The 23693-nt window shown below is 36.4% G+C and carries 19 protein-coding genes; 17 read left to right on the top strand and 2 right to left on the bottom strand.

Features of this window, described 5'->3' with window-relative positions; all coding sequences use genetic code 11:
* Positions 1-261 precede the first annotated feature (261 nt).
* From MHB53_RS07130 to MHB53_RS07090, 9 genes are all read left to right on the top strand, one after another.
* Positions 262-1752, top strand: coding sequence for an extracellular solute-binding protein (locus MHB53_RS07130; protein ID WP_340924544.1), 1491 nt, complete (start codon positions 262-264; stop codon positions 1750-1752).
* 495 nt (positions 1753-2247) lie between these two features.
* The gene (locus tag MHB53_RS07125) at positions 2248-3141 is read left to right on the top strand and encodes an ABC transporter permease (protein ID WP_445661505.1); all 894 of its coding nucleotides are present in this window, start codon (positions 2248-2250) and stop codon (positions 3139-3141) included.
* Between the two features lie 48 nt (positions 3142-3189).
* Positions 3190-4065, top strand: coding sequence for a carbohydrate ABC transporter permease (locus MHB53_RS07120; protein ID WP_340916604.1), 876 nt, complete (start codon positions 3190-3192; stop codon positions 4063-4065).
* A 473-nt stretch (positions 4066-4538) separates the two neighbouring features.
* Positions 4539-5993, top strand: coding sequence for an extracellular solute-binding protein (locus tag MHB53_RS07115; RefSeq protein ID WP_340924539.1), 1455 nt, complete (start codon positions 4539-4541; stop codon positions 5991-5993).
* Positions 5994-6151: 158 nt separating this feature from the next.
* Positions 6152-7045, top strand: coding sequence for an ABC transporter permease (locus tag MHB53_RS07110; protein ID WP_445661504.1), 894 nt, complete (start codon positions 6152-6154; stop codon positions 7043-7045).
* 155 nt (positions 7046-7200) lie between these two features.
* Complete coding sequence (locus tag MHB53_RS07105) at positions 7201-8076, top strand: carbohydrate ABC transporter permease (protein WP_340916601.1); 876 nt, start codon at positions 7201-7203, stop codon at positions 8074-8076.
* Between the two features lie 196 nt (positions 8077-8272).
* A complete protein-coding gene (locus tag MHB53_RS07100) occupies positions 8273-9286 on the top strand; it encodes a dienelactone hydrolase family protein (protein WP_340916598.1) in 1014 nt (337 codons plus the stop codon).
* 23 nt (positions 9287-9309) lie between these two features.
* The gene (locus MHB53_RS07095; RefSeq protein ID WP_340916595.1) at positions 9310-10857 is read left to right on the top strand and encodes a glycoside hydrolase family 43 protein; all 1548 of its coding nucleotides are present in this window, start codon (positions 9310-9312) and stop codon (positions 10855-10857) included.
* A 74-nt stretch (positions 10858-10931) separates the two neighbouring features.
* Positions 10932-12485, top strand: coding sequence for a glycoside hydrolase family 43 protein (locus MHB53_RS07090; RefSeq protein WP_340916593.1), 1554 nt, complete (start codon positions 10932-10934; stop codon positions 12483-12485).
* A gap of 41 nt (positions 12486-12526) precedes the next feature.
* On the opposite strand, the gene MHB53_RS07085 is transcribed toward MHB53_RS07090, so the two are convergent.
* Together MHB53_RS07085 and MHB53_RS07080 are read right to left on the bottom strand one after the other, a co-directional pair.
* A complete protein-coding gene (locus MHB53_RS07085; protein ID WP_340916590.1) occupies positions 12527-13315 on the bottom strand; it encodes an alpha/beta hydrolase in 789 nt (262 codons plus the stop codon).
* Between the two features lie 61 nt (positions 13316-13376).
* Positions 13377-15683, bottom strand: coding sequence for a helix-turn-helix domain-containing protein (locus MHB53_RS07080; RefSeq protein WP_340916587.1), 2307 nt, complete (start codon positions 15681-15683; stop codon positions 13377-13379).
* A gap of 292 nt (positions 15684-15975) precedes the next feature.
* Here MHB53_RS07080 and MHB53_RS07075 point away from each other — a divergent pair, with 292 nt between their 5' ends.
* The 8 genes from MHB53_RS07075 (at position 15976) to MHB53_RS07040 (ending at position 23692) form a co-directional block, all read left to right on the top strand.
* Positions 15976-17094 carry a glycoside hydrolase family 88/105 protein gene (locus tag MHB53_RS07075; RefSeq protein WP_445661407.1) on the top strand — a complete coding sequence of 373 codons (1119 nt, stop codon included), beginning with the start codon at positions 15976-15978 and terminating at the stop codon, positions 17092-17094.
* Positions 17094-18389 carry a Gfo/Idh/MocA family protein gene (locus MHB53_RS07070; protein ID WP_340916581.1) on the top strand — a complete coding sequence of 432 codons (1296 nt, stop codon included), beginning with the start codon at positions 17094-17096 and terminating at the stop codon, positions 18387-18389. Before MHB53_RS07075 ends, MHB53_RS07070 begins: the two co-directional genes overlap by 1 nt.
* A 35-nt stretch (positions 18390-18424) precedes the next feature.
* Entirely contained in the window at positions 18425-19081 is a 657-nt protein-coding gene (locus MHB53_RS07065) for a YesL family protein (protein ID WP_340924536.1), read from the top strand.
* A gap of 142 nt (positions 19082-19223) precedes the next feature.
* Entirely contained in the window at positions 19224-19922 is a 699-nt protein-coding gene (locus MHB53_RS07060; protein WP_340916578.1) for a rhamnogalacturonan acetylesterase, read from the top strand.
* The gene (locus MHB53_RS07055; protein ID WP_340916575.1) at positions 19919-20755 is read left to right on the top strand and encodes a sugar phosphate isomerase/epimerase family protein; all 837 of its coding nucleotides are present in this window, start codon (positions 19919-19921) and stop codon (positions 20753-20755) included. Before MHB53_RS07060 ends, MHB53_RS07055 begins: the two co-directional genes overlap by 4 nt.
* Positions 20756-20984: 229 nt before the next feature.
* Entirely contained in the window at positions 20985-21626 is a 642-nt protein-coding gene (locus tag MHB53_RS07050) for a hypothetical protein (protein ID WP_340916573.1), read from the top strand.
* Positions 21627-21963: 337 nt separating this feature from the next.
* Positions 21964-22098 carry a GntR family transcriptional regulator gene (locus tag MHB53_RS07045; RefSeq protein ID WP_340924534.1) on the top strand — a complete coding sequence of 45 codons (135 nt, stop codon included), beginning with the start codon at positions 21964-21966 and terminating at the stop codon, positions 22096-22098.
* A 319-nt stretch (positions 22099-22417) separates the two neighbouring features.
* On the top strand, positions 22418-23692 hold the full coding sequence (locus MHB53_RS07040) for an ABC transporter substrate-binding protein (protein ID WP_340916571.1): 1275 nt from the start codon (positions 22418-22420) through the stop codon (positions 23690-23692).
* The last annotated feature ends 1 nt before the right edge of the window (position 23693 follow it).

Here is a 23693-nt window from a genome sequence, read left to right as displayed (position 1 = left end):
TAGCTTTTCTCTAAAGGTGTAAGATAATATTCGAAGAAAATGACCATTTAGTATTTGGAAAAGTCAGTATAATTGATAATCATTTGATTAGATGAAAATAATTAAAGTGCCTTTATAGTGCTTTTTACACTCAAAGCTAATGAAATGATTATTTACAGAATTGTTCCAATAGACTACTTTTAAGTGGCAATACCAAAAAAATAGGGGGTCGAGAAATTGCGTAAATCAAAGAAGAAAGTGCTTGGCATAGGGCTTGCTCTAATGCTGGGAATTGGAGGTTTGGCTGCATGCTCTAATGAAAGCGCTTCAAACGAGTCGGCTGGTGGAAAGAAAAAAGAGGAGCAGAAATCTGCTGAACCGGTAAAGTTTACTATTATGGCTAACTTGCATACGCCGGAAGTCCCATCGGATAAAATTGAAAAGCTTCTTGAAGAAAAGACAGACACCGATATTACAATTCAATGGACTCCAGATGGAAATTATGAGGAGAAGCTAAGCACAGCTTTTGCTACAAGTACCTTTCCAGAAGCAGTATTTATGAAAAACACCACAACATTTCTTCAATTTAAAGAAGCGATCCGTGATGGACAATTCTGGGAAGTTGGGCCTTTCTTAGATGAATTTCCAAATTTGAAGAATTTAAATGAAACAGTATTAAAGAATACAGCTGTTGACGGCAAACTTTATACACTTTATCAGGGGAGACCATTATCTCGTCAGGGTTTAATTTACCGTAAGGACTGGGCAGACAAGCTCGAAATCTCAGAACCTACGAATATAGAGGAATTTTATGAAATGGCTAGAGCATTCACGGAAGATGATCCAGACGGAAATGGTAAAAAAGATACCTTTGGGATTACAGACCGTAGCGATTTAATTTATGGTGCATTTAAAACAGTTTCCTCATGGCATGGGACACCTAATGGCTGGGGAGAAAAGGATGGTAAATTGCTGCCAGAGTTTATGTTTGAAGAGTATATGGATACAATGGACTTCTTTAAAGATTTACGTGATAAGGGATATATTAACCAGGATTTCCCTGTTACGAGCAAGGAAGACCAACAATCCTTCTTTAAAAATGGTAAGGCTGGAATGTATGTCGGATCCATGCCAGATGTGCTTAGTATTCATCGAGATGCTGAAAAAATTAATCCAGATGTTGTTTATGATGTCCAAAATCAAATTAAAGGTCCAGATGGTGAATATGGTATTTGGTCATTGCCCGGATATGGAACAGTTGTCATGTTCCCAAAATCTGCAGTAAAAGATGAAGAACAATTAAAAGGAATCCTTGGATTCTTCGATCAAATGATGTCAGCAGAAATATCGAACTTAGCTTTTTGGGGTATTGAAGGGGAACACTACACTGTCGAAAAAGACAAGGCTCTAGCAAGTGAAAACGCGGAATTAACGGACCGCGAAGTAAAGCCATATCAATCAATAGAGATTGGTGAACCAGCAACTAATGGTAGATATGAAGGATTGTCTTCATATGATGTGAAAGAAAAGGCGGAAGAACTGATACTGGACAATGAAAACTATCTAATTCATGATCCAACAGTTCCTCTTGATTCACCTACCAACATCGAAAGAGGAGAAAGACTTAACCAATCTATTACGGATGCTACATATCAATATATCCTTGGCCAAATTGATAAATCTGGTTTTGAAAAAGTTGTTGACGAATGGAAAAAATCCGGTGGGGATGACATCATTAAAGAGTTTAACAAATCTTATAGTGAAGCGAAGTAATCTGTTAGTACTATATCTAACGATAAAAGAGGCTGTGTTGCAGCCTTTTTTATCGTTAGAGGGTTATCTTCGAAACTAGTCAATAGAGATCAATCAGCTAATTTATTTAGGGCAAAGATTTGTATTTGCTGGAGTGTAGCATATTTACTAATCTAATAAAATTATGATAATCATTTTATTAGATTAGTAGCATAAACGGTGTCGTTGTCGTGTTTTTAGATGACATATATGTATAGGTGATTATATATGAATCAGCGATTGTCGATTAAAGTAATGTCATGTAACAGAACTAAATCATTTTAAGTGGTAGTGAATTAAAAATGAAAGCGTATTATACGTAATCCTTTTAAATTCGCAATCACAAAGGTATCTATTTAAAACTGGCAAAGTTGCGTTAGAAATATTAAAAGAGAAAGGAAGATAATCATGAAAATGGAGACAGTAATGAAGCCAGTAGAGGAAATAGTAGATAAGTCCGCTGTGCGTTCTGAGCTCATGAGACGTGTGAAGAAAAATAAATTACTGTACATTATGATTTTACCGGGACTTCTATACTTTTTCATTTACAAGTATATTCCGATGTACGGTCTTGTTATATCGTTCCAAGACTATAAACCATACAAAGGAATTCTTGGGAGTGAATGGGTAGGATTTGAACATTTTCATCGCTTATTTACAGAACCTGCTTTTTGGATGATCTTTAAAAACACCATCATATTGTTTGGGTTAAACATCTTAATATTCTTTCCCATTCCGATCATTCTAGCTTTAATGTTAAATGAGGTAAGGCTTCGTGCATTTCAACGTACAGTACAAACACTCATTTATATTCCTCACTTTATGAGCTGGGTTATCATTGTTTCGATTAGTTATGTTTTACTGACGATGGATGGTGGGCTTGTCAATGGAGTATTGGAAACATTCGGCTTTCAAAAAGTCAATTTCTTATTGAATGAAGGCTGGTTTAGACCGATGTACATTATTCAAGTTATCTGGCGTGAAGCTGGTTGGGGGACGATCATATATTTGGCAGCGATTGCAGCTGTGGATCCTTCCATGTATGAAGCAGCTCGTATGGACGGAGCCAATCGAATTCAACAAATTTGGCATATTACCATTCCAGCCATTAAAAGTGTCATTGTCGTTCTCTTAATCTTGAAGATTGGGGATGTATTAGAACTTGGATTTGAACATGTATATTTATTATTAAATGCATCAAACCGTGAAGTTGGAGAAATCTTTGATACCTATGTGTATACGACTGGGTTGAAGCAAGGACAGTATAGTTATAGTACTGCGATAGGTCTTTTTAAAGGACTGATCGGTTTAATACTCGTGATGGGCGCGAACAAATTCGCGAAAAAAATCGGCGAAGAAGGAATCTATTAATGTCTAGTTTTAGTGCTGATACTTTTTTACAGGAGGGTGAAATAAACTATGGTTGAAGATAAAACACTCGGTAGCCGGATTTTTAATTGGACAAATACGATTCTGCTTGTCATTATCGCACTCGTTACCGTGCTCCCATTCATACATGTTGTTGCAAGTTCCTTTACAACAAGTGCAGAGCTAGCGCAAAAACGCTTTGTCTTATTTCCGACAGAGTTCAGTTTAGCGGCCTATAAATATATTTTTTCAACAGATACTATTTTCAAGGCACTGCTCGTATCGATAGGAGTGACGCTTTTTGGAACGATGTGGAGTATGTTCCTGTCTATCTTGACAGCGTACGGCTTGTCCCGAAAGGATTTAGTTGGTAGAAAACAAATCATGTTTTTCGTCATCTTTACGATGTTATTTAATGGCGGGATGATTCCGACGTTCCTAATAGTAAAAAATACAGGTTTACTAGATTCTCTCGCAGCTTTGGTCATTCCTGTGTCAATAAACGTTTTTAATATGATTATTTTGCGTAGCTTTTTCCAGGGTCTACCAGAAGGCTTGGTAGAGTCAGCGAAAATTGATGGGTGTAATGACTTTGGAGTCTTATTTCGAATTGTCATACCTTGTTCGATGCCGGCGATTGCGACGATATCTCTGTTTTATGCTGTAACGTATTGGAACACCTATATGCACGCAATTCTATATATTAACGATGCGGCCAAATGGCCAATTCAAGTATTACTTCGGCAAATCGTTGTACTTGCGAGCGGATTGAGTTATGACAGTGCCGAATTTACGGATATTCTACCACCGGAAATTACAGTGAAAATGGCGGTTATCGTTGTCGCAACAGTCCCAGTGCTGATGGTATATCCATTCTTACAGAAGCACTTTACAAAAGGTGCTCTACTTGGATCATTGAAAGAGTGATCAAAAACGACTCATCTCTAACAATTAGAAAGATGTTTTACAATGAAAAGCGTAGAGGTTAAGAACTACCAAAAGTTATCTAATGCATATATGTAAACAAAAGCAATTGAATTTATTTGTTACTTATAGTGTTAAACTAGATATGAAAAAATAGTAAGTAAAGGCTGTTTATGCTTGGCTACCTCGTGGGCAGTGGTCCAAATACAAGTGGTAAAAAGGATAACAGAAGCGAACTCTTATAAATTGGGTTTGCTTTTTTTATTGAAATAATGTAATCATTTTCTTAGATGGTTAATTGTAAACCCTTCCAAACGCTATATTTCGGGCGAATATGACAAAGTGATTATTTACGATATAGCCAAATATAGGATATGTTGGAGTCAGCAATAAGGTTAAATAAGATATAGGAGATGACAGCATTGTTTAAAACAAAAAAGAGGATACTCGGTACTAGTTTAGCAGTTTTACTGGGAATGAGTTTCCTAGCAGCTTGTTCCTCGGGTGATAGTAGTTCGGGAAAAGAAAGTAGTCCAATAGAATTTACAATTATGACAACGCTACATACGCCCGAAGTTCCATCCGATAAAATTGAAAAACTCATTGAAGAAAAAACAGGAACGGATATTAATATTCAATGGGTACCAGATGGTAACTATATTGAAAAACTTAACTCAGCATTCGCTACTGGTACATTGCCTGAAGCAACGTTTTTAGGAAACACGACAACTTTTCTTCAGTTTAAAGAAGCAATTCGGGATGATCAGTTTTGGGAAATTGGCCCATTACTTGATGAATTTCCAAACTTGAAAAATTTAAATGAACAATCATATAAAAATACTTCTGTTGACGGCAAAATCTATGCTCTTTATCAAGGTAGACCAGCTGCACGCTCGGGTTTAATTTATCGTAAAGACTGGGCCGATAAATTGGGATTGTCTGCACCAACAAATATTGATGAATTCTATGAAATGGCAAGGGCCTTTTCAGAAGATGACCCTGATGGAAACGGAAAGAAAGATACGTTTGGAATAACTGACAGAAATGATCTGATTTATGGTGCATTTAAAACGGTATCTTCTTGGCATGGTACTCCAAACAATTGGGGGGCAAAGGACGGGAAAGTGCTACCTGAATTTATGTTCCCTGAGTATATTGATACGATGAAATTCTTTAAAGAATTACGTGATAAGGGTTATATCAATCAGGACTTCCCAGTGACGAGTAAGGATGATCAACAATCATTTTTCAAAAGTGGCGATGCTGGAATGTATGTTGGCTCAATGGGAGACGTATTCGCCATGAATAATGATGCAGTAACTTTAAATCCTGATGTAGAGTTTGATGTGCAAAACCAAATTAAAGGTAAGGATGGAAAGTATCGAATATGGTCACTGCCTGGTTACGGATCTGTTCTACTATTCTCTAAATCTGCAGTTAAAACAGAAGAAGAATTAAAGCATATTTTGAGTTTCTTTGATCAGTTAGCATCCAAGGAAGTAGCAAATTTACTCTTCTGGGGAATTGAAGGTGAACATTTCACTGTGCAGGATGGAGCTGCTTTACAAGATACAGACGCAAAACTAATCGACCGTGAAGTAAAACCTTATCAATCGATGGAAATAGGAGAGCCAGCGACGACTGGAAGATACGAAGGTGTAGCAACTTATGACGTAAGAGTAAAAGCAGATGAACTAATTCGGGATAATGATAATTATCTTGTTCAGGATATAAGCATCCCACTTGAATCACCTACTTATATTGAAATTGGAGAGAGATTGAATCAAACAATTACAGATGCGACATATAAATTCATTCTTGGCCAAATAGACGAAAAAGGATTCGAGAAAATAATCGAGGACTGGAAAAAATCCGGTGGGGATGACATTATCAAGGAATTTACAGAAGATTATACAAATCAAAACGGATAATAAAAATGAAGTAAGGATGTTAAATTAGATAACATCCTTACTACACAATCAAATTTTACATAATATTTCTTATAGAAAGGAAGTCAGCTATGAAAACGGAGACAGTAATGGAGCCAGTAGAAGAAATAGTGGATAAGTCCGCTGTGCGTTCTGAGCTCATGAGGCGTGTGAAAAAAAACAAATTACTGTATATGATGATTTTACCAGGACTACTATACTTTTTCATTTACAAGTATATTCCGATGTACGGTCTTGTTATATCGTTCCAAGACTATAAACCATACAAAGGAATTCTCGGGAGTGAATGGGTAGGATTCGAACATTTTCATCGCTTATTTACAGAACCTGCTTTTTGGATGATCTTTAAAAACACCATCATATTGTTTGGGTTGAACATCTTAATATTCTTTCCCATTCCGATCATTTTAGCTTTAATGTTAAATGAGGTAAGGCTTCGTGCATTTCAACGTACAGTACAAACACTCATTTATATTCCTCACTTTATGAGCTGGGTTATCATTGTTTCGATTAGTTATGTTTTACTGACGATGGATGGTGGGCTTGTCAATGGAGTATTGGAAACATTCGGCTTTCAAAAAGTCAATTTCTTATTGAATGAAGGCTGGTTTAGACCGATGTACATTATTCAAGTTATCTGGCGTGAAGCTGGTTGGGGGACGATCATATATTTGGCAGCGATTGCAGCTGTGGATCCTTCCATGTATGAAGCAGCTCGTATGGACGGAGCCAATCGAATTCAACAAATTTGGCATATTACCATTCCAGCCATTAAAAGTGTTATTGTCGTTCTCTTAATCTTGAAAATTGGGGATGTATTAGAACTTGGATTTGAACATGTGTACTTACTATTAAACGCATCAAACCGTGAAGTTGGAGAAATCTTTGATACCTATGTGTATACGACTGGGTTGAAGCAAGGACAGTATAGTTATAGTACTGCGATAGGTCTCTTTAAAGGATTGATCGGTTTAGTGCTTGTAATAGGCGCGAACAAATTCGCGAAGAAAATTGGTGAAGAAGGAATTTATTAATGTCTAGTTTTGATAATTCGCTTTTGATGGTTATATGTCAAATGACTTTTGAGGGCAGAAACCGCCCTAGACCCACATGTTGTAGCAAATCCTGTCCATAATAGGAGAGTTATTAATAGAATGCGCTTATATCTTTTTTAGGAGGTTAAAAAGCTATGGTTGAAGATAAAACACTCGGTAGCCGAATATTTAATTGGACAAATACGATTCTGCTTGTCATTATCGCACTCGTTACCGTGCTCCCATTCATACATGTTGTTGCAAGTTCTTTTACAACAAGTGCTGAGCTAGCGCAAAAACGCTTTGTCTTATTTCCTACGGAGTTCAGCTTGGCGGCCTATAAATATATTTTCTCAACAGATACTATTTTCAAGGCACTGCTCGTATCGATAGGAGTGACGCTTTTTGGAACGATGTGGAGTATGTTCCTGTCTATCTTGACAGCGTACGGCTTGTCCCGAAGGGATTTAGTTGGTAGAAAACAAATCATGTTTTTCGTCATCTTTACGATGTTATTTAATGGAGGGATGATTCCGACGTTCCTAATAGTAAAAAATACAGGTTTACTAGATTCTCTCGCAGCTTTGGTCATTCCTGTGTCAATCAACGTTTTTAATATGATTATTTTGCGTAGCTTTTTCCAGGGTCTACCAGAAGGCTTGGTAGAGTCAGCGAAAATTGATGGGTGTAATGACTTTGGTGTCTTATTCCGAATTGTCATACCTTGTTCGATGCCGGCGATTGCGACGATATCTCTGTTTTATGCTGTAACGTATTGGAACACCTATATGCATGCAATTTTATATATAAATGATGCGGCCAAATGGCCAATCCAAGTGTTACTTCGGCAAATCGTTGTTCTTGCGAGCGGGTTGAGTTATGACAGTGCTGAATTTACGGATATTCTCCCACCGGAGATTACAGTGAAAATGGCAGTTATCGTTGTCGCAACGGTCCCAGTGCTGATGGTATATCCATTCTTACAGAAGCACTTTACAAAAGGAGCTCTTTTAGGCTCACTTAAAGAATAAGATTCTCTGTGGCTAGTACTATAGAAGTTTTTGTGATAGCAATAAAAAATAGCTTAGATCTTGGTGGAGGTACTATGTTCGTTCTTGCTGGAATATATTCAACAGGATAAAGATATTACCGTTTAATCTGGATCGGTAGCTATAGTAAGAGATGTAAAGCGTGTAAGAAAGTCAACTGAAAATCGGAGGAATCACAATGTGGGCAAAACATCCTTTTTTAGATGATTTATATGAAGAAGCAATGAAAACACATGCTAGAACATATGATGCTGATTGGAAACAAAGATTGATATCACAATTTCAAGGGTCTCTTGGACAATTTTCAAGTATGGAACCTTTACAGGCAGAGATACTTGAAGAAACAAAAAAAGATGGTTATACGAGATATAGTATCGAAATAACTACTTTGCCTAGTTTAAGAATGCAAATGTATGTATTAATTCCAAATGATAAAATAGGTCAGCGATATCCAGCTGTTCTAGCTTTACATGGACATGGTTATGGCAATAAAGATATTGTTGGAATCAATGTAGATGGAACAGAGCGGGATGGAGACCCAGGTTATCATCAGGATTTTGCTGTTGAACTCGTTAAAAGAGGCATGGTCGTTGCTGTTCCCGAATTGATTGGCTTTGGTGAGAGACGCTATACCCCGGGTTATACGCCGGAAAAAATGGAGGATAACTCGTGCTATTCCATTGCAAGTCAGCTCCTGTTATTTGGAAAAACAATTGCTGGCCTAAGAATTTTTGAATGTAGAAGAGTGCTAGATTATTTGGAAACGCGCGAAATAGTGGATAGTGGGAAAATCGGCTGTATGGGCATATCTGGTGGTGGTCTAGTCGCTGCTTTTACTTCAGTACTCGACAACCGTATTTCGGCAACTGTTGTTTCCGGATACACGAATATATTTCAAGGTAGCATCATGGCAAGAAGGCACTGTCTAGATAATTACATACCTGGAATTTTACAATATGCGGAAATGCCAGAATTAATTGGTTTGCTCGTTCCAAGACCATTGTTTATTGAAGCGGGAAATGCAGATCCACTTTTTCCTAAAAAGCATGTAAAGATTGCTTCAGAGATAATTATAGATATATATAAAGGATTTGGAGCGGGAAAATTAGTAACCACTCATTTTTTCGAAGGCGGTCATGAAATAAATGGAGAGAAATCGTATGACTGGTTGCGAGATCAGATATCACAATAATCAGGAATTGTGAGGAAATAACTATGGATATGAAATTAAAGGAATCCAATGTTTGGGTAGCAGATCTTAGGAATGGTTTATACCAAAATCCAATATTGCATGCAGATTATTCAGATCCTGATGTAGTCCAGGTAGGAGAAGACTTTTATATGGTTGCATCTAGTTTTAATATGTCACCATGCCTGCCTGTATTACATTCAAAAGATTTAGTGAATTGGAAGATTATCAACCATGTAGCTAATGAACTGCCATATCGACATTATGATCTCCCGAGACATGGAGAAGGGGTGTGGGCACCTAGTCTTAAGTATCATGCTGGGAAGCTTTGGGTGTTTTTTGCGACGCCTGATGAGGGTATTTTCATGAGTACTGCTGAAGATCCAGCGAAAGAATGGAGCCCTTTACAACTAGTGAAAAAGGCAAAGGGATGGATTGATACGTGTCCATTTTGGGACGATGATGGGCAGGCGTATTTAGTTAGCGCTTTTGCAAAAAGTAGAGTTGGTTTTAAAAGTATTTTACATTTAAGTAAAATGAAACCTGATGGAACAAAACTATTAGATGAAGGCGTTCATATTTTTGATGGTAATCTTCATCACGAAACAATCGAAGGACCAAAAATGTATAAAAGAAACGGTTATTATTATATTTTTGCACCGGCTGGAGGAGTAGCTACAGGCTGGCAAACAATTCTTCGCTCTAAAAATATTTATGGGCCATACGAAGATAAAATTGTCCTTCATCAAGGTGAAACAAATATTAACGGTCCACATCAAGGTGGCTGGATTGAAACAGAATCAGGTGAATCTTGGTTTCTTCATTTCCAAGACAAAGGAGCATATGGTCGAATTGTTCACTTGCAGCCGATGAGTTGGAAAAATGATTGGCCTTTGATGGGGCATAATCAAAATGAAGATGGGATTGGTGAGCCTGTCATTTCATGGAGGAAACCAAATGTTCTAGCAGCTTCTGATGTGATGGTTCCGTCTACAAGTGATGACTTTTCGAAACAGACTCTTGGTTTACAATGGCAATGGCGAGCGAATGTGAAACAACATTGGTATTCACTTGAAGGACAAGCCCTGAGATTATTTGCGATTAATCAACCCAAAACTGTGGAAAAGATTTATGATACACCACATGTCTTGACACAGAAATTTCCTGCAGAAGTATTTTCTGTCACAACAGAAGTGACTCTACAACTCGATTCAAATGATGATCGCTGTGGACTTGTAGTGCTTGGACATGATTACGCAGGTATTTCGATAAAGAAAGTAGGCCCTGGACTTGAAGTTGTTTATATTTCAGGAGGACTTGATAAAGAGGAAACAGAAGTAACAGTTACACATGTTACAGATAATCACCTATATTTCCGACTGGAAGTAAAGGAGAATGCGAGATGTATATTTAGTTATAGTGTAGACGGGGAAAAGTTTCATAGCATCGACTATTCATTTACTGCAACTGTAGGCAGGTGGATTGGGGCACAAATAGGAATTTTCTGCTTAAATAATGGAAATACAGTAAGCTCTGGCTATGCAGAATTCACTTCATTTGACGTTCATTTATAAGAAAAGCAATGTACTAACTGCACCGACCTATGTGGGTGCATTGAAATTGCTTTATGATAAAAGGAGCTAAAGATATGACAACTTTTAAAAACCCGATTATACCAGGATGTTATGCAGATCCTTCTATTTGCAGGGTGGGTGATGATTACTATTTAATTGCTTCGACGTTTGAATATTTCCCTGGCGTTCCTATCTTTAATAGTAAAGATCTCGTTAATTGGCGACAAATTGGCCATGTGCTAGATCGTCCTAGCCAGTTGAATCTTGATGGAACACCAAACTCAAAAGGAATCTATGCTGCAACCATTCGCTACCATAAAGGTATCTTCTATATGATTACGACATTTGTTGAGAGTGCAACAGGAGAAAGAAGAAATTTTTTTGTCACAGCTGAAAATCCAGAAGGTCCATGGTCTGATCCGTATTGGCTAGAAGACTGTCCAGGAATTGACTCTTCATTATTTTTTGATGATGATGGTAAGGCTTATATAACGGCGAACCGAAGACCTCCAAGTGGGCAGGATTATCCGAAACATATGGAAATTTGGATGCAAGAGCTAGATTTGGAGACAAAACAACTTGTTGGTGAAAAGTATAGTCTCTGGGACGGTGCATTAAAACAAATACATGCTCAGGAAGCGCCACATATTTACAAGGTGGAAGGGATGTATTATTTAATAATTGCTGAAGGCGGAACAGGGTTTACGCATTCTGTGACAATTGCTCGAAGTGAATCAATCACAGGTCCGTATGAAGGTTCAAAAACAAATCCGATTTTAACACATCGACATTTAGGTAGAGATTATCCTATTGCCAATATTGGCCACGCTGATATTGTTGAAACGCAAAATGGTGAATGGTGGATGGTATGTCTAGGTTCCCGGCCATACGGTGGCAAATATCGTAATTTGGGAAGAGAGTCATTTTTAGTTCCTTTTATTTGGGAAAACAGCTGGCCAGTTGTCAATCCGGGAAAAGGGATTGTAGAAATGGAAGGAGTTCGTCCTCATCTAGAGGAAAAAAGATGGCAAGCTGAAGCTGCCTGTGACCATTTTGATTCCGATACTCTTGGGATGCAGTGGAACTTTATTCGAACGCCACGTGAGGATTTTTGGTCATTGGGAAAACGACTGGGACATCTTCGTTTATATGCAAAGCCTGAAACAATGACTGAAGAAGTGAATCCAAGTTTTATAGGCAGAAGACAGCAGCATATTAATTTTGCAGTGAGAACAAAAATGGAATTTCAGCCAAATAATGAGCAAGAGGTAGCAGGTCTCGTTTTATTACAAAATCAAGATTTTCAATACAGGCTTGAAATTGCAAAGTCGGAAATTAAATTGATTAAAAGAGAATCGGGAAAAGAACAAATTCTTGCGGCGCATGATTTTAATAAATCTGAAGTCTTTTTAAAAGTAGAGGCATATGGGCAAAACTATCAATTTTATTTCGCGGAAAATGCTGAGCAATGGAAAATACTATATGGGAACGCAGATGGCCGAATTTTAAGCACAGATGTCGCCGGCGGCTTTGTTGGTACATATATTGGGATGTTTGCAAGTAGTAACGGGTTCGAAAGCACGAATTACGTTGATATTGATTATTTTGAATATATCGGGCTTACATAAAAAAAGGGGCGTTCTCATTGAGAGATCGTCCCTTTTCTTAACTAAAACCCTTGTTTATTAAGCCAAACTTCACATGTATTAGTCCAAGTGGAAACATCTGGTTCATCCTCGGCTAATCCAAGTCCATGGCGTCCGCTTTGATAGATATGCAATTCAAACGGAATATTTTTCTCACTTAATGCGTCTGCAAAAACCAAGGCATTCCCAACTGGAACAGACGCGTCATCGGCGGTATGCCAAAGAAAAACAGGGGGTGTACTTTCAGATACGTTATTTTCACTAGATAAGTATTTTTTTAACTTTTGATCAGCTTGATCTCCGAGGAGATTGTTCATTGATCCTTCATGAATATATCTATTAAAAGATATAACTGGGTAGCATAAAATAGCTATATTTGGGCGACTGCTTTCTTTGTCAATTTCATCCTCAGATGCTCCATCTTGAAAATCATAAAGAGTAGCAGCAGTTGAAGCTAAGTGCCCCCCTGCTGAAAATCCGAGGATACCAATTCTATCTTTGTCAATATTCCATTCATCAGCGCGATGGCGTACTAGGCTAATCGCTCGCTGTGCATCTAGTAGTGGTGCAGGATGCGTATATGGTGCTACACGATAATGAAGGACAAAAGCTGAAATACCTAAACTATTTAACCATTTGGCAATAGGTTCACCTTCATGATCAGCACGTCGAAGATATCCACCCCCTGGACAAATAACGACAGCAGCGTGATTTTCGTTATCGTTCACGATGTACGGAACGAGGTGGGGTCGGTCTTCAGTTGTTTTACCATCAGCATATGGAGCTTCTTTTTCCCATAATAAAATAGTCATATTTTCCTCCAAAATTTAATTTTAAAGTAATTTTTTGCAAACTCTCGATCATATTCTTCTGTTAAAATGCTTTTTTAGTTTCCCGGTATTTACCAGGTGTTGTTCCCTCGCTTTTTCGGAAAGAACGGATGAAGTTCTGTGGGTTATTATAATTGAGCCTTTCGGAGATCTCTTTCACAGACATATCCGTTTCTAATAACCACTTTTTTGCGCTATTTAATCGATACATGGACAAATATTCGCTGAAAGATATATTCATTTCTTTACGGAAAACACTGCTTAAATAATTCGGGTTGTAATGAAGTCTTGCTGCAATGATATCGAGTGTAATATCTGTATCAAATTCTTCTTGGATGATATGAATAATGTTGTCAGAGATATTTTTATATTGCGATTCGGAACGTTGCTCAATTTTATTCATTAGCGGGCTAATAATCATCTCTACAAACCAACTTCGTACCTCAGCAAATGATTTGAGTTCATGGATTTTTTCGAACATCGATCTATTATCTTCTAATTCTAATACATCGATTCCTAATGTTTGCATTAATTCAATCAAATTATTTAAAAAACGGACAATTGCAATTTGATATTGTAAGTGATTTAAATCTTTTTCAAAAATAGCTGTAAGTAGTTGATCGAGCAATTCATCGACCTTTTCTTTGTCACTAATTTTAATCGCATCAAATAGTTCATTTTCAATTTGTTTTGGAAAATACGTATGGAATGTTTGTCCTCTTTCTAAACTCTCGAAAAAGATCACCGAGTCAGTTCCGAATTTCAAAGTATACTTTAATGCTTCAAGACTTTCTTTATATGCGTGTTTACACATAGCTATATCATTAAAAGGTTCACTTATTCCAATACTGATAGGGATATTCAAATCCTCTTTCACTTTTTTCTTAATGGTTTCGGCGATATTATTTAAATAGTAAATATGCTGTTCTTTTGTATCATGCCTGCTCAAAAGTATGGTAATTTGAGCATTATTTTTAACGATAGGGGTCATGCGATGTGTGCTTGGAATAAGTTCCTCTATCATCGTATTTATGACAAATAATAAAACATCTTCCTCCTTATTAGCAAATCCTGTGTTTTCAAGTGTGTCGATTTGGAGAGCGAATACACTAAATTGTTTGAAATCTTGATCGTAACCAAATGACTTTAGTTTTCCTGGAAGTTCCTCTATATTTACCTTTCCATCTAGCAATCTAAGTATGAAAAATTGCTTTAATTGACTCACTTGGCTTTGAAGCGTTTCCTCTAGATGATCATTATGTTTAAGCATATATTGCACTTGGCTTTCTATAATATCAAACTCATTACGCGGTTTCTTATCATCTTTTATAGTGAATGAAGGAAGAACCACATCTTGAAGACGTTTGATTGGACGATATATTCTATTGGATCCAACGAGAGCGACGATTAACGATAAACTAGCTAAAATAAAGCAAGTGAAAAACGTAAACCAGCCAATTGAACTGGACTGTTTGCTTAAATCACTTAGTTTCACGAGGGATAAATAAGTCCAATTATTATAAATAGATTTTCGGTAAGTTATTTTGTAATCGGTGTCATTTAATTTTGAGTTAAACTGCCCTGTATCTGTATCAGAAGTAGATTTTTCCAATAACTGCAAAATATTAGTATCATTATATCTTTTACCTATTTCCTTTTTATCAGTGTGACCAATAACAGTTGAGTTACTGTCCAATATAATAATTCTTTCTGACTCGCTAATCTGACTTAATATATTTTGAAATGAACATGTTGGAATATTAGCAAATGCGATACCTGTTTTGTTTGCACTCGTTAAAGGTATATTTTTAACAAGGCTAACATGATACTGGCAAGAGGCGCCCGCTAGTTTTTTATACAAAGGTTGTTTGCTCTCTTCAAACATCCATGTAGACTCTATAGCTATTGATGCATATGTACTTTGAATTCCTGCAGCTTGCTTTTCAGATAACCGTTGCAATCCATAATTGTTAATGAGCCACCTATGTGGATAGCTGATTAAAACGACATCAGAGACTCGTGTATCAAACGTTTGTTGATGACTCAATTCTTCCCGCAGTTGATTATATAACTGGAATTGTTCTGTTATTAATGGTTCTCTGAGAGCTTGTTTTATATGGGAAGAGGTGGCGAAATGAGTCAAAGAATGGTCGACTGTTTTTAAAATTTGCTCTATATTTGTTTGTATTTGATAAACGCTTTGCTGTTTTTCGTTGGCTACATGTTCTTCAATTAGATCTGAGGACCTTATGAAAGAAAAAATGCCGACAATAATGACGGGCACAATACTTAAAATACTTATAAAAGTAATCATTTTATAAAAAAAATTTGTAGATTTATGCGTTTTCATTTTTACCTCCACAGATCTTTTTAACGAGAATAATAGACTCTAATATAGGACAATATGATGTTAATTATAGCTTTGATTATGATCAATAACAATGTAATCATCATAATCATTACATGATATCATGTTCAATTCATTAGCTTAAAAGCTTATTTTATAAGCTTTTCTAAATAAAACAATGTTAGATGAAGATGATTATAGATTTAATGGAATAAATAGATTACATTAATAAAGTATAAGTTGTGAGCGTTTTCAACTAAAATATTTCATTATTTTCGAGAGGATGTTACATCATTTGACTACAATAACTAATAAAAAGTCACCTTTGTATTGGGCACAAAAAACATCTGATACGGTAATGGCAAGATTTACTCCAACAGAATTACCACCAGCGCGCCGATGGCATTATCACCAAGGTGTCTTTTTATGCGGTATGAATTTGGTATACGATAAAACAGGCGATAAAAAGTATTTCGAATACTACAAAGCTTACGTGGATCAACTTATCGACGAAGACGGCAATCTATTGTTTGCAAGAGATGAGCTTGATTCTATTCAAGCAGGATTATTACTATTTCCATTATATGAAGCGACAGGTGATAAAAGATACAAACTAGCAGCTAAAAGACTTCGAAATTTATTCAATACGTTAAATCTGACGAGTGAAGGCGGATTTTGGCATAAAGATAAATATTCTTACCAAATGTGGCTAGATGGTTTATATATGGGTGGTCCATTTGCATTACAATATGCAAAAAACTTTGAAGATCCTGAGTTGATTAGCATGGTTATTCATCAGGAAAGATTAATGCGTAGTCATACAAAAAATGAAGAAAATGGTTTATACCATCACGGATGGGATGAAAAAGCTCAGCAGCCATGGGCTCTGCCAGATGGAAAAGCGCCAGAAATTTGGGGAAGAGCACTTGGATGGTACGGTCTCGCAGTGATTGATATGATCGATCTATTACCAGAAGATCATCCGCAAAAAGCTGACTGGATCATATTTATTCAAGAGTACGTTGGAAATCTTGTTAAATTTCAGGATGAAAAAACGGGTCTCTGGTATCAAATTATTGATAAAGGGGATCGAGAAAATAATTGGCTGGAAACTTCTGCGACAAGTTTATTTGTATATGTCATTGCAAAAGCTGTTTCCAAAAAATATGTTGGAGTGGAATACGGGGAAAATGCAAAACGAGGCTTTGATGGCTTGATTGAATATAAGATAGTGGAATCTGCTACTGGTGAAGTGACTATTAAGGATATTGTGATTGGTACTTCGATTGGTGTGTATGATTATTATATTACACGTGAACGTAGTGAAAATGACCTGCATGGTGCAGGTGCTTTCATTATGGCTTGTATGGAAGTGGAAAAATTAACATCAGTCTGTGTAGGAGTGAATCAATAATGAAAAGAAGATTTGCAGTATGTGGTGTAAGTAACCGGGCAATGAGCATGTTTATTCAACCACTTTTATCTGACTTTGCAGCAACAAATCAAGTAGTAGGTTTATTGGATAGTGACTTGCATAGAGTGGATATATGCTTAGAAAAATTTCCAGAATTGGTAGATGTTCAAAGCTATAAAGATGATCAATTTGATCAAATGATCAATGAAACAAAGCCAGATGTGATTATTGTTGTGAGTAGGGATGATACACATATTGATTATATTTTAAAAGCTCTAGCTAACGATATTGATGTCATTACGGAGAAGCCGATGGTTACTACATCAGAAGATGCTGTCAAAGTTCTTGAAGCGGAAAAAAAGAGTAAAGGTAAAGTAACTGTTGCATTTAATTACCGATACAGTCCTTTTCATCGAAAAATCAAAGAAATGGTTTTAGAAGGAAAGATTGGACGTGTGACTTCAGTTGACTTGAACTGGTATATAGATACATATCACGGTGCTAGTTATTTTAAACGTTGGAACCGTAATCGCGACTTTTCGGGAGGATTATCTATCCATAAATCTACACATCATTTTGATCTCGTCAATTGGTGGATCGATCAATATCCTGAGGAAGTATTTGCCTATGGAGCATTGAATTATTATGGGCCGAATAGTGAGTTAAATCCAGATCCTACTACTGATAATCGATATTGCGGAACATGCCATGTTCAGAACGATTGCGATTATTATATGAGATGGAATCCACGTACATTACAGTCATCCGTGAAAGATGACCATCTGAAAATGGGTGAGGACAATGATAAGCAGTATACTGGATATCGTCCAGATGCATGTATTTTTGACTCTGAGATTGAAATCGAGGATACATATACGGCTACAGTAAAATATAATAAAGGTGCCCTATTAAGCTATTCTATTAATTTTTCATTACCATTTGAAGGTTATAGATTAGCAATCAATGGAACGAAGGGAAGAATTGAAACACAGGAATGGCATGCGCCAAGTCGGGTTCCATTTGAAGTACCTGAACAGACCATTGATTATTATCCGCTGTTTGGTTCAAAAGAAGTGATTCATGTAGTACAAACACCTGGTGGTCACGGTGGGGGAGATCCAATTTTACTTAATGATATTTTCTTAGGTGTAGATCCGCGCAGAGATTATGAAATCTTGGCCGGTGCTGAAGCTGGAGCTTACTCCATTGCTGTTGGTGAAGCTGTATGGAAATCAGCAAAAGAGAATCATCCTGTTTCCATAAAAGAGTTATTAAAAATAAAGCAAAAGATATAATACGGCAATAAGTTTTGCCAAGGAGGTTCGGTGTGATGAAATTAGGTGGATTTGATGGATTGTTCTTTCGAAGTTGTGAAGTTATCTCGAGACTTGCCTATGTTAATGCCCTTTGGTTTTTATTTACTGTAATAGGACTCGGTGTGTTTGGGATTGCGCCTGCAACGGTTGCTCTTTTCACCATTAATAGAAAATGGATGATGGGAGAAACAGATGTACCAATATTCAACACCTATTGGAAAGTATACCGAAAAGAATTTTTAAAATCGAATCTCCTTGGCTTAGCATTAATCATAGCAGGCTTCATTTTATACGTAGATTTAGCCTATCTACCAACAGAAGGATTTGTATATACCATCATTCGATATGCAATTATTGCTGTTAGTTTTGTTTACTTAATTGTTTTGCTATATATTTTCCCCGTTTATGTTCATTTTAATGGGAACTTGAAAAATTATTTTAAGTTCGCATTAGTATACGGGCTATCGTATCCGCATTTTACGTTCATGATGATTATCGGAGCCATGCTTTTATATACAGGTCTGAATTTTGTTCCAGGTATCATTCCGTTCTTTAGTATATGTTTGCTTGCATATATGATTATGTGGATTGCGCTTCAAGTCTTTAAAAGAGTTGAGAACAATATAACAGAAAAGCAACAGAAATTAGAAGTTATTAAAGAAGAGGTGTAGATATATGGATACTGTCCATCTTAAAACATTAGATGCGCCAGTATTTAATAAAAGTAATAATATCGCACAGATATATTAATGAATAAGGACCATTTTCTATCTAGGATAAAGTAAGCGAGTAACAAAAAGGGGAAAAGTAGAGTTGGAGAATAACAATCAAATTCAACTATTTATTGCGGGAGATTCAACAGTGTCCGACTGTCCACCTAATGAGGAACCAAGAGCTGGATGGGGACAAGTAATCGGATCCTATTTCTCAGACGATGTGAAAGTGAACAATCATGCTGTTGGAGGAAGAAGTTCTAACAGTTTTATTAAGGAAGGTCGATTGGAACAGATAGTAAAGTGCTTAAAAACTGGAGATTATTTGTTTATTCAATTTGGCCATAATGACCAAAAATCGTTTGGAACCGAGCCTTATAGTACGTATCAGTCATATTTGGCTCAATATATTGATGGTGCACGTGAAAAAGGCGCAACTCCAATCCTAATTACACCGATGCACCGTCGCACCTTTGATGATAAGGGTAAGATTGTTAATAGTTTAGGAGACTATCCGAAAGCAATGATTGACTTGGCAAAAGAAACCAATGTATTGATAATAGATTTATGGGGGAAATCGAAGTTGCTTTACGAGTCGCTCGGGCCTAAGGCATGTAAAAAATTATTCATTTGGTTTGAGCCAGATGAGCAATCTAATTATCCAGAGGGAATCAGAGATGATACACATTTTTGTGAAGAAGGGGCTATACTGCTCGCGGATATAATTGTAACGGCTGTGAAAGAATATATTCCAGAGTTATCCCGTTTTTTAGAAATAAGGAAAGGTGATATGAATTGAATATTGGCATTAGAGCACATGATATCGAAAACCGTCCATTAGAGGAACTTGTACTGGAAATTGCCGGAAAAGGATTAACTTCTGTTCAACTAGCATTAGGGAAGTCATTTCCAGAAGTAAATACAAAGCTTGGAAGCTTGTCTCCCGGCCTTGCTCATCATTTTGGCAGAGCATTTCAAAAAAGTGATGTCCAAATTGCTGTCCTCGGCTGTTATATTAATATGATCCATCCAGATCTTGATGAACGTCTGAAACTGTTAGAAAGATTTAAAGAACATATTCGATATGCAAGAGACTTTGGATGTAGTATTGTCGGAACGGAAACAGGCAATATCAACGCAAAAATGGGCTATACAGTAGATAATTTCCAAGAGAAGCCGTTTCTTGATGTGGTGGAGAGTGTAAAAGAGCTTGTAGAGGAAGCTGAAAAGTTTGGTGTGATTGTCGGAGTTGAAGCAGGTGTGAATCATCCTGTCTATACACCGAAGCTAATGAAGAGACTATTGGATCTCGTTGATTCAAACAATTTGCAAGTCATATTCGATCCTGTCAATCTACTGACTGCTGAAACATACAAAAAACAGGAAGAAATTTTCCACGAAGCGATGGACCTTTTCGGCGATCGGATCGTCATAGTTCATGCTAAGGACTTTGTCATTGAAAATGGCAAGCTAGCATTTACAGCAGTCGGAAAAGGGCTGTTAGATTATGATGCAGTGATGAAGTTGATTAAACCGAAAAAACCACATATTAATTTCTTAATGGAAAGCACAACCGAGCCATATATTGACGATAGCATCGCCTTTCTACGTGAAAAATATGAAAATGCTTAAAAAAATTCGCTTATTGCATTATATAAGGGGATTTTTTCCTTGCAGAAAAATCCGTTATTTATTACCTGAGATATTTAGTGAATTGTTAAATCTGCATAAAAAATGGTATGTATTGTTGGAGGCATAACGTATACTGAGGAAAACTCTAAAAAGGCTGTTACTATATCATATCATAAGCTAATATAGAGGGATGATAGTCTTGTAAAGGCTTAAGAAAGTAGTGGTATGAATGAAAAAAAGCTTAAAAGAAGTTCTAGCACCTATGACCAAAGCAGAAAAAATAAAGTATATTTGGCATTATTATCGATTTCATATTCTCGGTTTGATTGCTGTGATTATTTTTGCTACTTTCACAATAAATGGTATTGTGAATAAAAAAGATTCGGTATTGAATTTGATGATTGTAGGGGAAAAGATTGATAATACAAAAGTGGAAGAATTAGTGGAGCAGTTTAATAAAGATCTGCTCATGGAGGAGGACAGGAATTCTGCCGAAATTGGCATGCAGGCTGTTACTTATTCAACAACGGAAATGGATCCACAAATGCAAGTGGGATTACAGAAACTGGCAGCCGAACTTGCAGCAGGAGCTGTTGATATTTTGATTGTTGACAAAGCGTATTATGACGAGATGAATGTCGATGGTCAATTATTAGACATAAAGGAAATAAGTAGTATAGAAAATCTTCCCTACGATAATGATCAAATGTATGTTTCAGAAGAGGATAAGGTAACTGGAATAGATTTGTCCGCACTTCCATTGTTTGAAGGAGTTACTTTTGATGAAAATATAGTGCTATGTCTTCCCGCCAATTCGAAAAATGATGAATATATTCGAGACTTCTTAAAGTATATGATAAACCTTAATTAAATCAAAAGGTCATAGATCGGGTGAAAGGTAACAAGGAATGTGTCATGGGAACAGTTTAAATAGAGTTATAGATTTTCGAAAGACAATCCTAGTGCAGCATTGGGATTGTCTTTTTTTGGGTTGATCAAGAAAAACTGAGTCATAAGCTTTCTGAACTTAACAAATTCTTCGATGTTATTATGAATACGTCAGTTCCGTGGTGATATTTATTAAATGAGTAATACAGATAGTAGTATCGAAATAGAATTAAAAGTATAGGAAAAAAGTCAAGTCAATAAGTCGGTGCAATTAGTAGAAAAATATTAAATGATATTTTTAGCGAGCGTTATATCAACAAATCAAAAATAAGATAAAAAGGGAAATACAAAGTGGAGAATTACTTCTTGGTGATCGTGTACTATCTGAAGAGGAATTAATGAAACAATTTAATATCAGTCAAATTACTGCTAAAAATGCATTAAGTGCCACATAAGTAAATGGATTATTGGTAGTTAACGTAAAGGATAATTTATACTAGCCTTAGTATAATAATCTATGAAAAGGTTTCATAATATTATGTGTAAAAGCACTTGGATAAATAAATGTAAAAAATATCAATGTGTTTCTAATTTGTCCCTCGAATTCAAAAGCAGGATCAACATAAATTCAGCTAAGTAATAGCATGCATGTAGGTATTTATCTTACATTAATCCTCTATTTGTTAGGAATATAAGCAAGAGATATTTAAGGAGGTGTAATACCGCTTTAACTCAATATTCTTCTTCGTTTATTCTAAAAAAGGGGTGTTGTTCATGAATAAGAAGTTTTGGTCATTATTTCTGAGCGTTGTAATGATGATAGCTTTAATTTCAGGCTGTAATAGTAAATCATCATCTAATGAAACAGATGGCAAGATAAAATTAGTTATGTGGGATTTATTTTCAGGTGGGGATGGAGACTTTATGAAACAAATGATTGATGATTTTAATAAGTCTCAATCTGAGATAGTGGTTGAGAATGTTACATTAGAATGGGCGGAATATTACACTAAAGTAATTACTGCAGTTTCTGCTGGAAAAGGTCCAGATATTGGAATCTCTCATACTTCGAAGCTACCGGAAATTGTAGAACAAGGATTAGCAATGGAGTTAAATACAATTGCTGATCACATAGGCCTAGATTGGTCATCATTTAATGAAAATATTTTAAATTCGACTATTTTTGATGGGAAGCATTACTCTATACCAATTGACACACATCCAATTGTGTTCTATTACAATAAGAAACACTTAGAGAGTGCCAAACTCCTTGATGATCAAGGATTACCAAAAATGGAGGCAAGTGCTCTAGGATTCGTTGATTTCATGAATACATTACAGCAAAAGCTACCTAATATTACAACATTTGCATTTCCTACGGCTGGAGATGATCCATATAGGCTTTGGTGGTCGCTGTATTATCAGTTAGGTGGAAATGATGTTGTATCAGATGACCTTTCTTCTGCAGCAATTGATATGGATAAGGCAATTACTGCAGCAAATATGCTAAAGGACCTTTATTATAAGAATAAAGTTATTCCTCTAAACCTAGAAGACTTTTATCAACCATTCCAAACAGGAAAGGCTGCAACAATTATTACTGGAGTCTGGGCAACTGGAACGTTTGAGGAGACGGAAAATTTAGACTTCGGCGTCACACCTTTACCAACATTGTATGAAAAAGCAGCTACATGGGGAGATTCTCATTCTATATTCCTTCCAATTCAAAAGAAAGAAAATCCGGAAAAAGCAGAAGCGGCATTAAAATTTGCGAACTTTATTGCGGATAATGGTCAGACTTGGACGAAAGCCGGACATATTCCAAGCAAAACGACTGTTGTGGAATCCGAAGAATTCAAAAATTTACCATACCGAAATGATTATGTAAAAGCGGCTGAGGTAGTAGCTTATCCTAAACAATCAACAAAAATTTGGCCAATTAAAGATATACTGATTCGAAACTTGGATACCATTTGGGCCAATAAAGTAACACCTGAAGATGCGTTAAAGAAGGCGGAAGATGAAATTAATAAAATACTGAAGAAGTAAG

Origin of the sequence: Bacillus sp. FSL K6-3431, from assembly GCF_038002605.1 — a bacterium.
Taxonomy (GTDB): domain Bacteria; phylum Bacillota; class Bacilli; order Bacillales; family Bacillaceae_C; genus Lederbergia.
This window is presented reverse-complemented; position numbering and strand designations above follow the sequence as displayed.

What these genes read in the sequence shown, in the direction of transcription:
- MHB53_RS07130 (WP_340924544.1), top strand. Translation starts at nt 262, where the DNA reads ATGCTGGGAATTGGAGGTTTGGCTGCATGCTCTAATGAAAGCGCTTCA.
- MHB53_RS07125 (WP_445661505.1), top strand. Translation starts at nt 2,248, where the DNA reads ATGAGACGTGTGAAGAAAAATAAATTACTGTACATTATGATTTTACCG.
- MHB53_RS07120 (WP_340916604.1), top strand. Translation starts at nt 3,190, where the DNA reads ATGGTTGAAGATAAAACACTCGGTAGCCGGATTTTTAATTGGACAAAT.
- MHB53_RS07115 (WP_340924539.1), top strand. Translation starts at nt 4,539, where the DNA reads ATGAGTTTCCTAGCAGCTTGTTCCTCGGGTGATAGTAGTTCGGGAAAA.
- MHB53_RS07110 (WP_445661504.1), top strand. Translation starts at nt 6,152, where the DNA reads ATGAGGCGTGTGAAAAAAAACAAATTACTGTATATGATGATTTTACCA.
- MHB53_RS07105 (WP_340916601.1), top strand. Translation starts at nt 7,201, where the DNA reads ATGGTTGAAGATAAAACACTCGGTAGCCGAATATTTAATTGGACAAAT.
- MHB53_RS07100 (WP_340916598.1), top strand. Translation starts at nt 8,273, where the DNA reads ATGTGGGCAAAACATCCTTTTTTAGATGATTTATATGAAGAAGCAATG.
- MHB53_RS07095 (WP_340916595.1), top strand. Translation starts at nt 9,310, where the DNA reads ATGGATATGAAATTAAAGGAATCCAATGTTTGGGTAGCAGATCTTAGG.
- MHB53_RS07090 (WP_340916593.1), top strand. Translation starts at nt 10,932, where the DNA reads ATGACAACTTTTAAAAACCCGATTATACCAGGATGTTATGCAGATCCT.
- MHB53_RS07085 (WP_340916590.1), bottom strand. Translation starts at nt 13,315, where the DNA reads ATGACTATTTTATTATGGGAAAAAGAAGCTCCATATGCTGATGGTAAA.
- MHB53_RS07080 (WP_340916587.1), bottom strand. Translation starts at nt 15,683, where the DNA reads ATGAAAACGCATAAATCTACAAATTTTTTTTATAAAATGATTACTTTT.
- MHB53_RS07070 (WP_340916581.1), top strand. Translation starts at nt 17,094, where the DNA reads ATGAAAAGAAGATTTGCAGTATGTGGTGTAAGTAACCGGGCAATGAGC.
- MHB53_RS07065 (WP_340924536.1), top strand. Translation starts at nt 18,425, where the DNA reads ATGAAATTAGGTGGATTTGATGGATTGTTCTTTCGAAGTTGTGAAGTT.
- MHB53_RS07050 (WP_340916573.1), top strand. Translation starts at nt 20,985, where the DNA reads ATGAAAAAAAGCTTAAAAGAAGTTCTAGCACCTATGACCAAAGCAGAA.
- MHB53_RS07040 (WP_340916571.1), top strand. Translation starts at nt 22,418, where the DNA reads ATGAATAAGAAGTTTTGGTCATTATTTCTGAGCGTTGTAATGATGATA.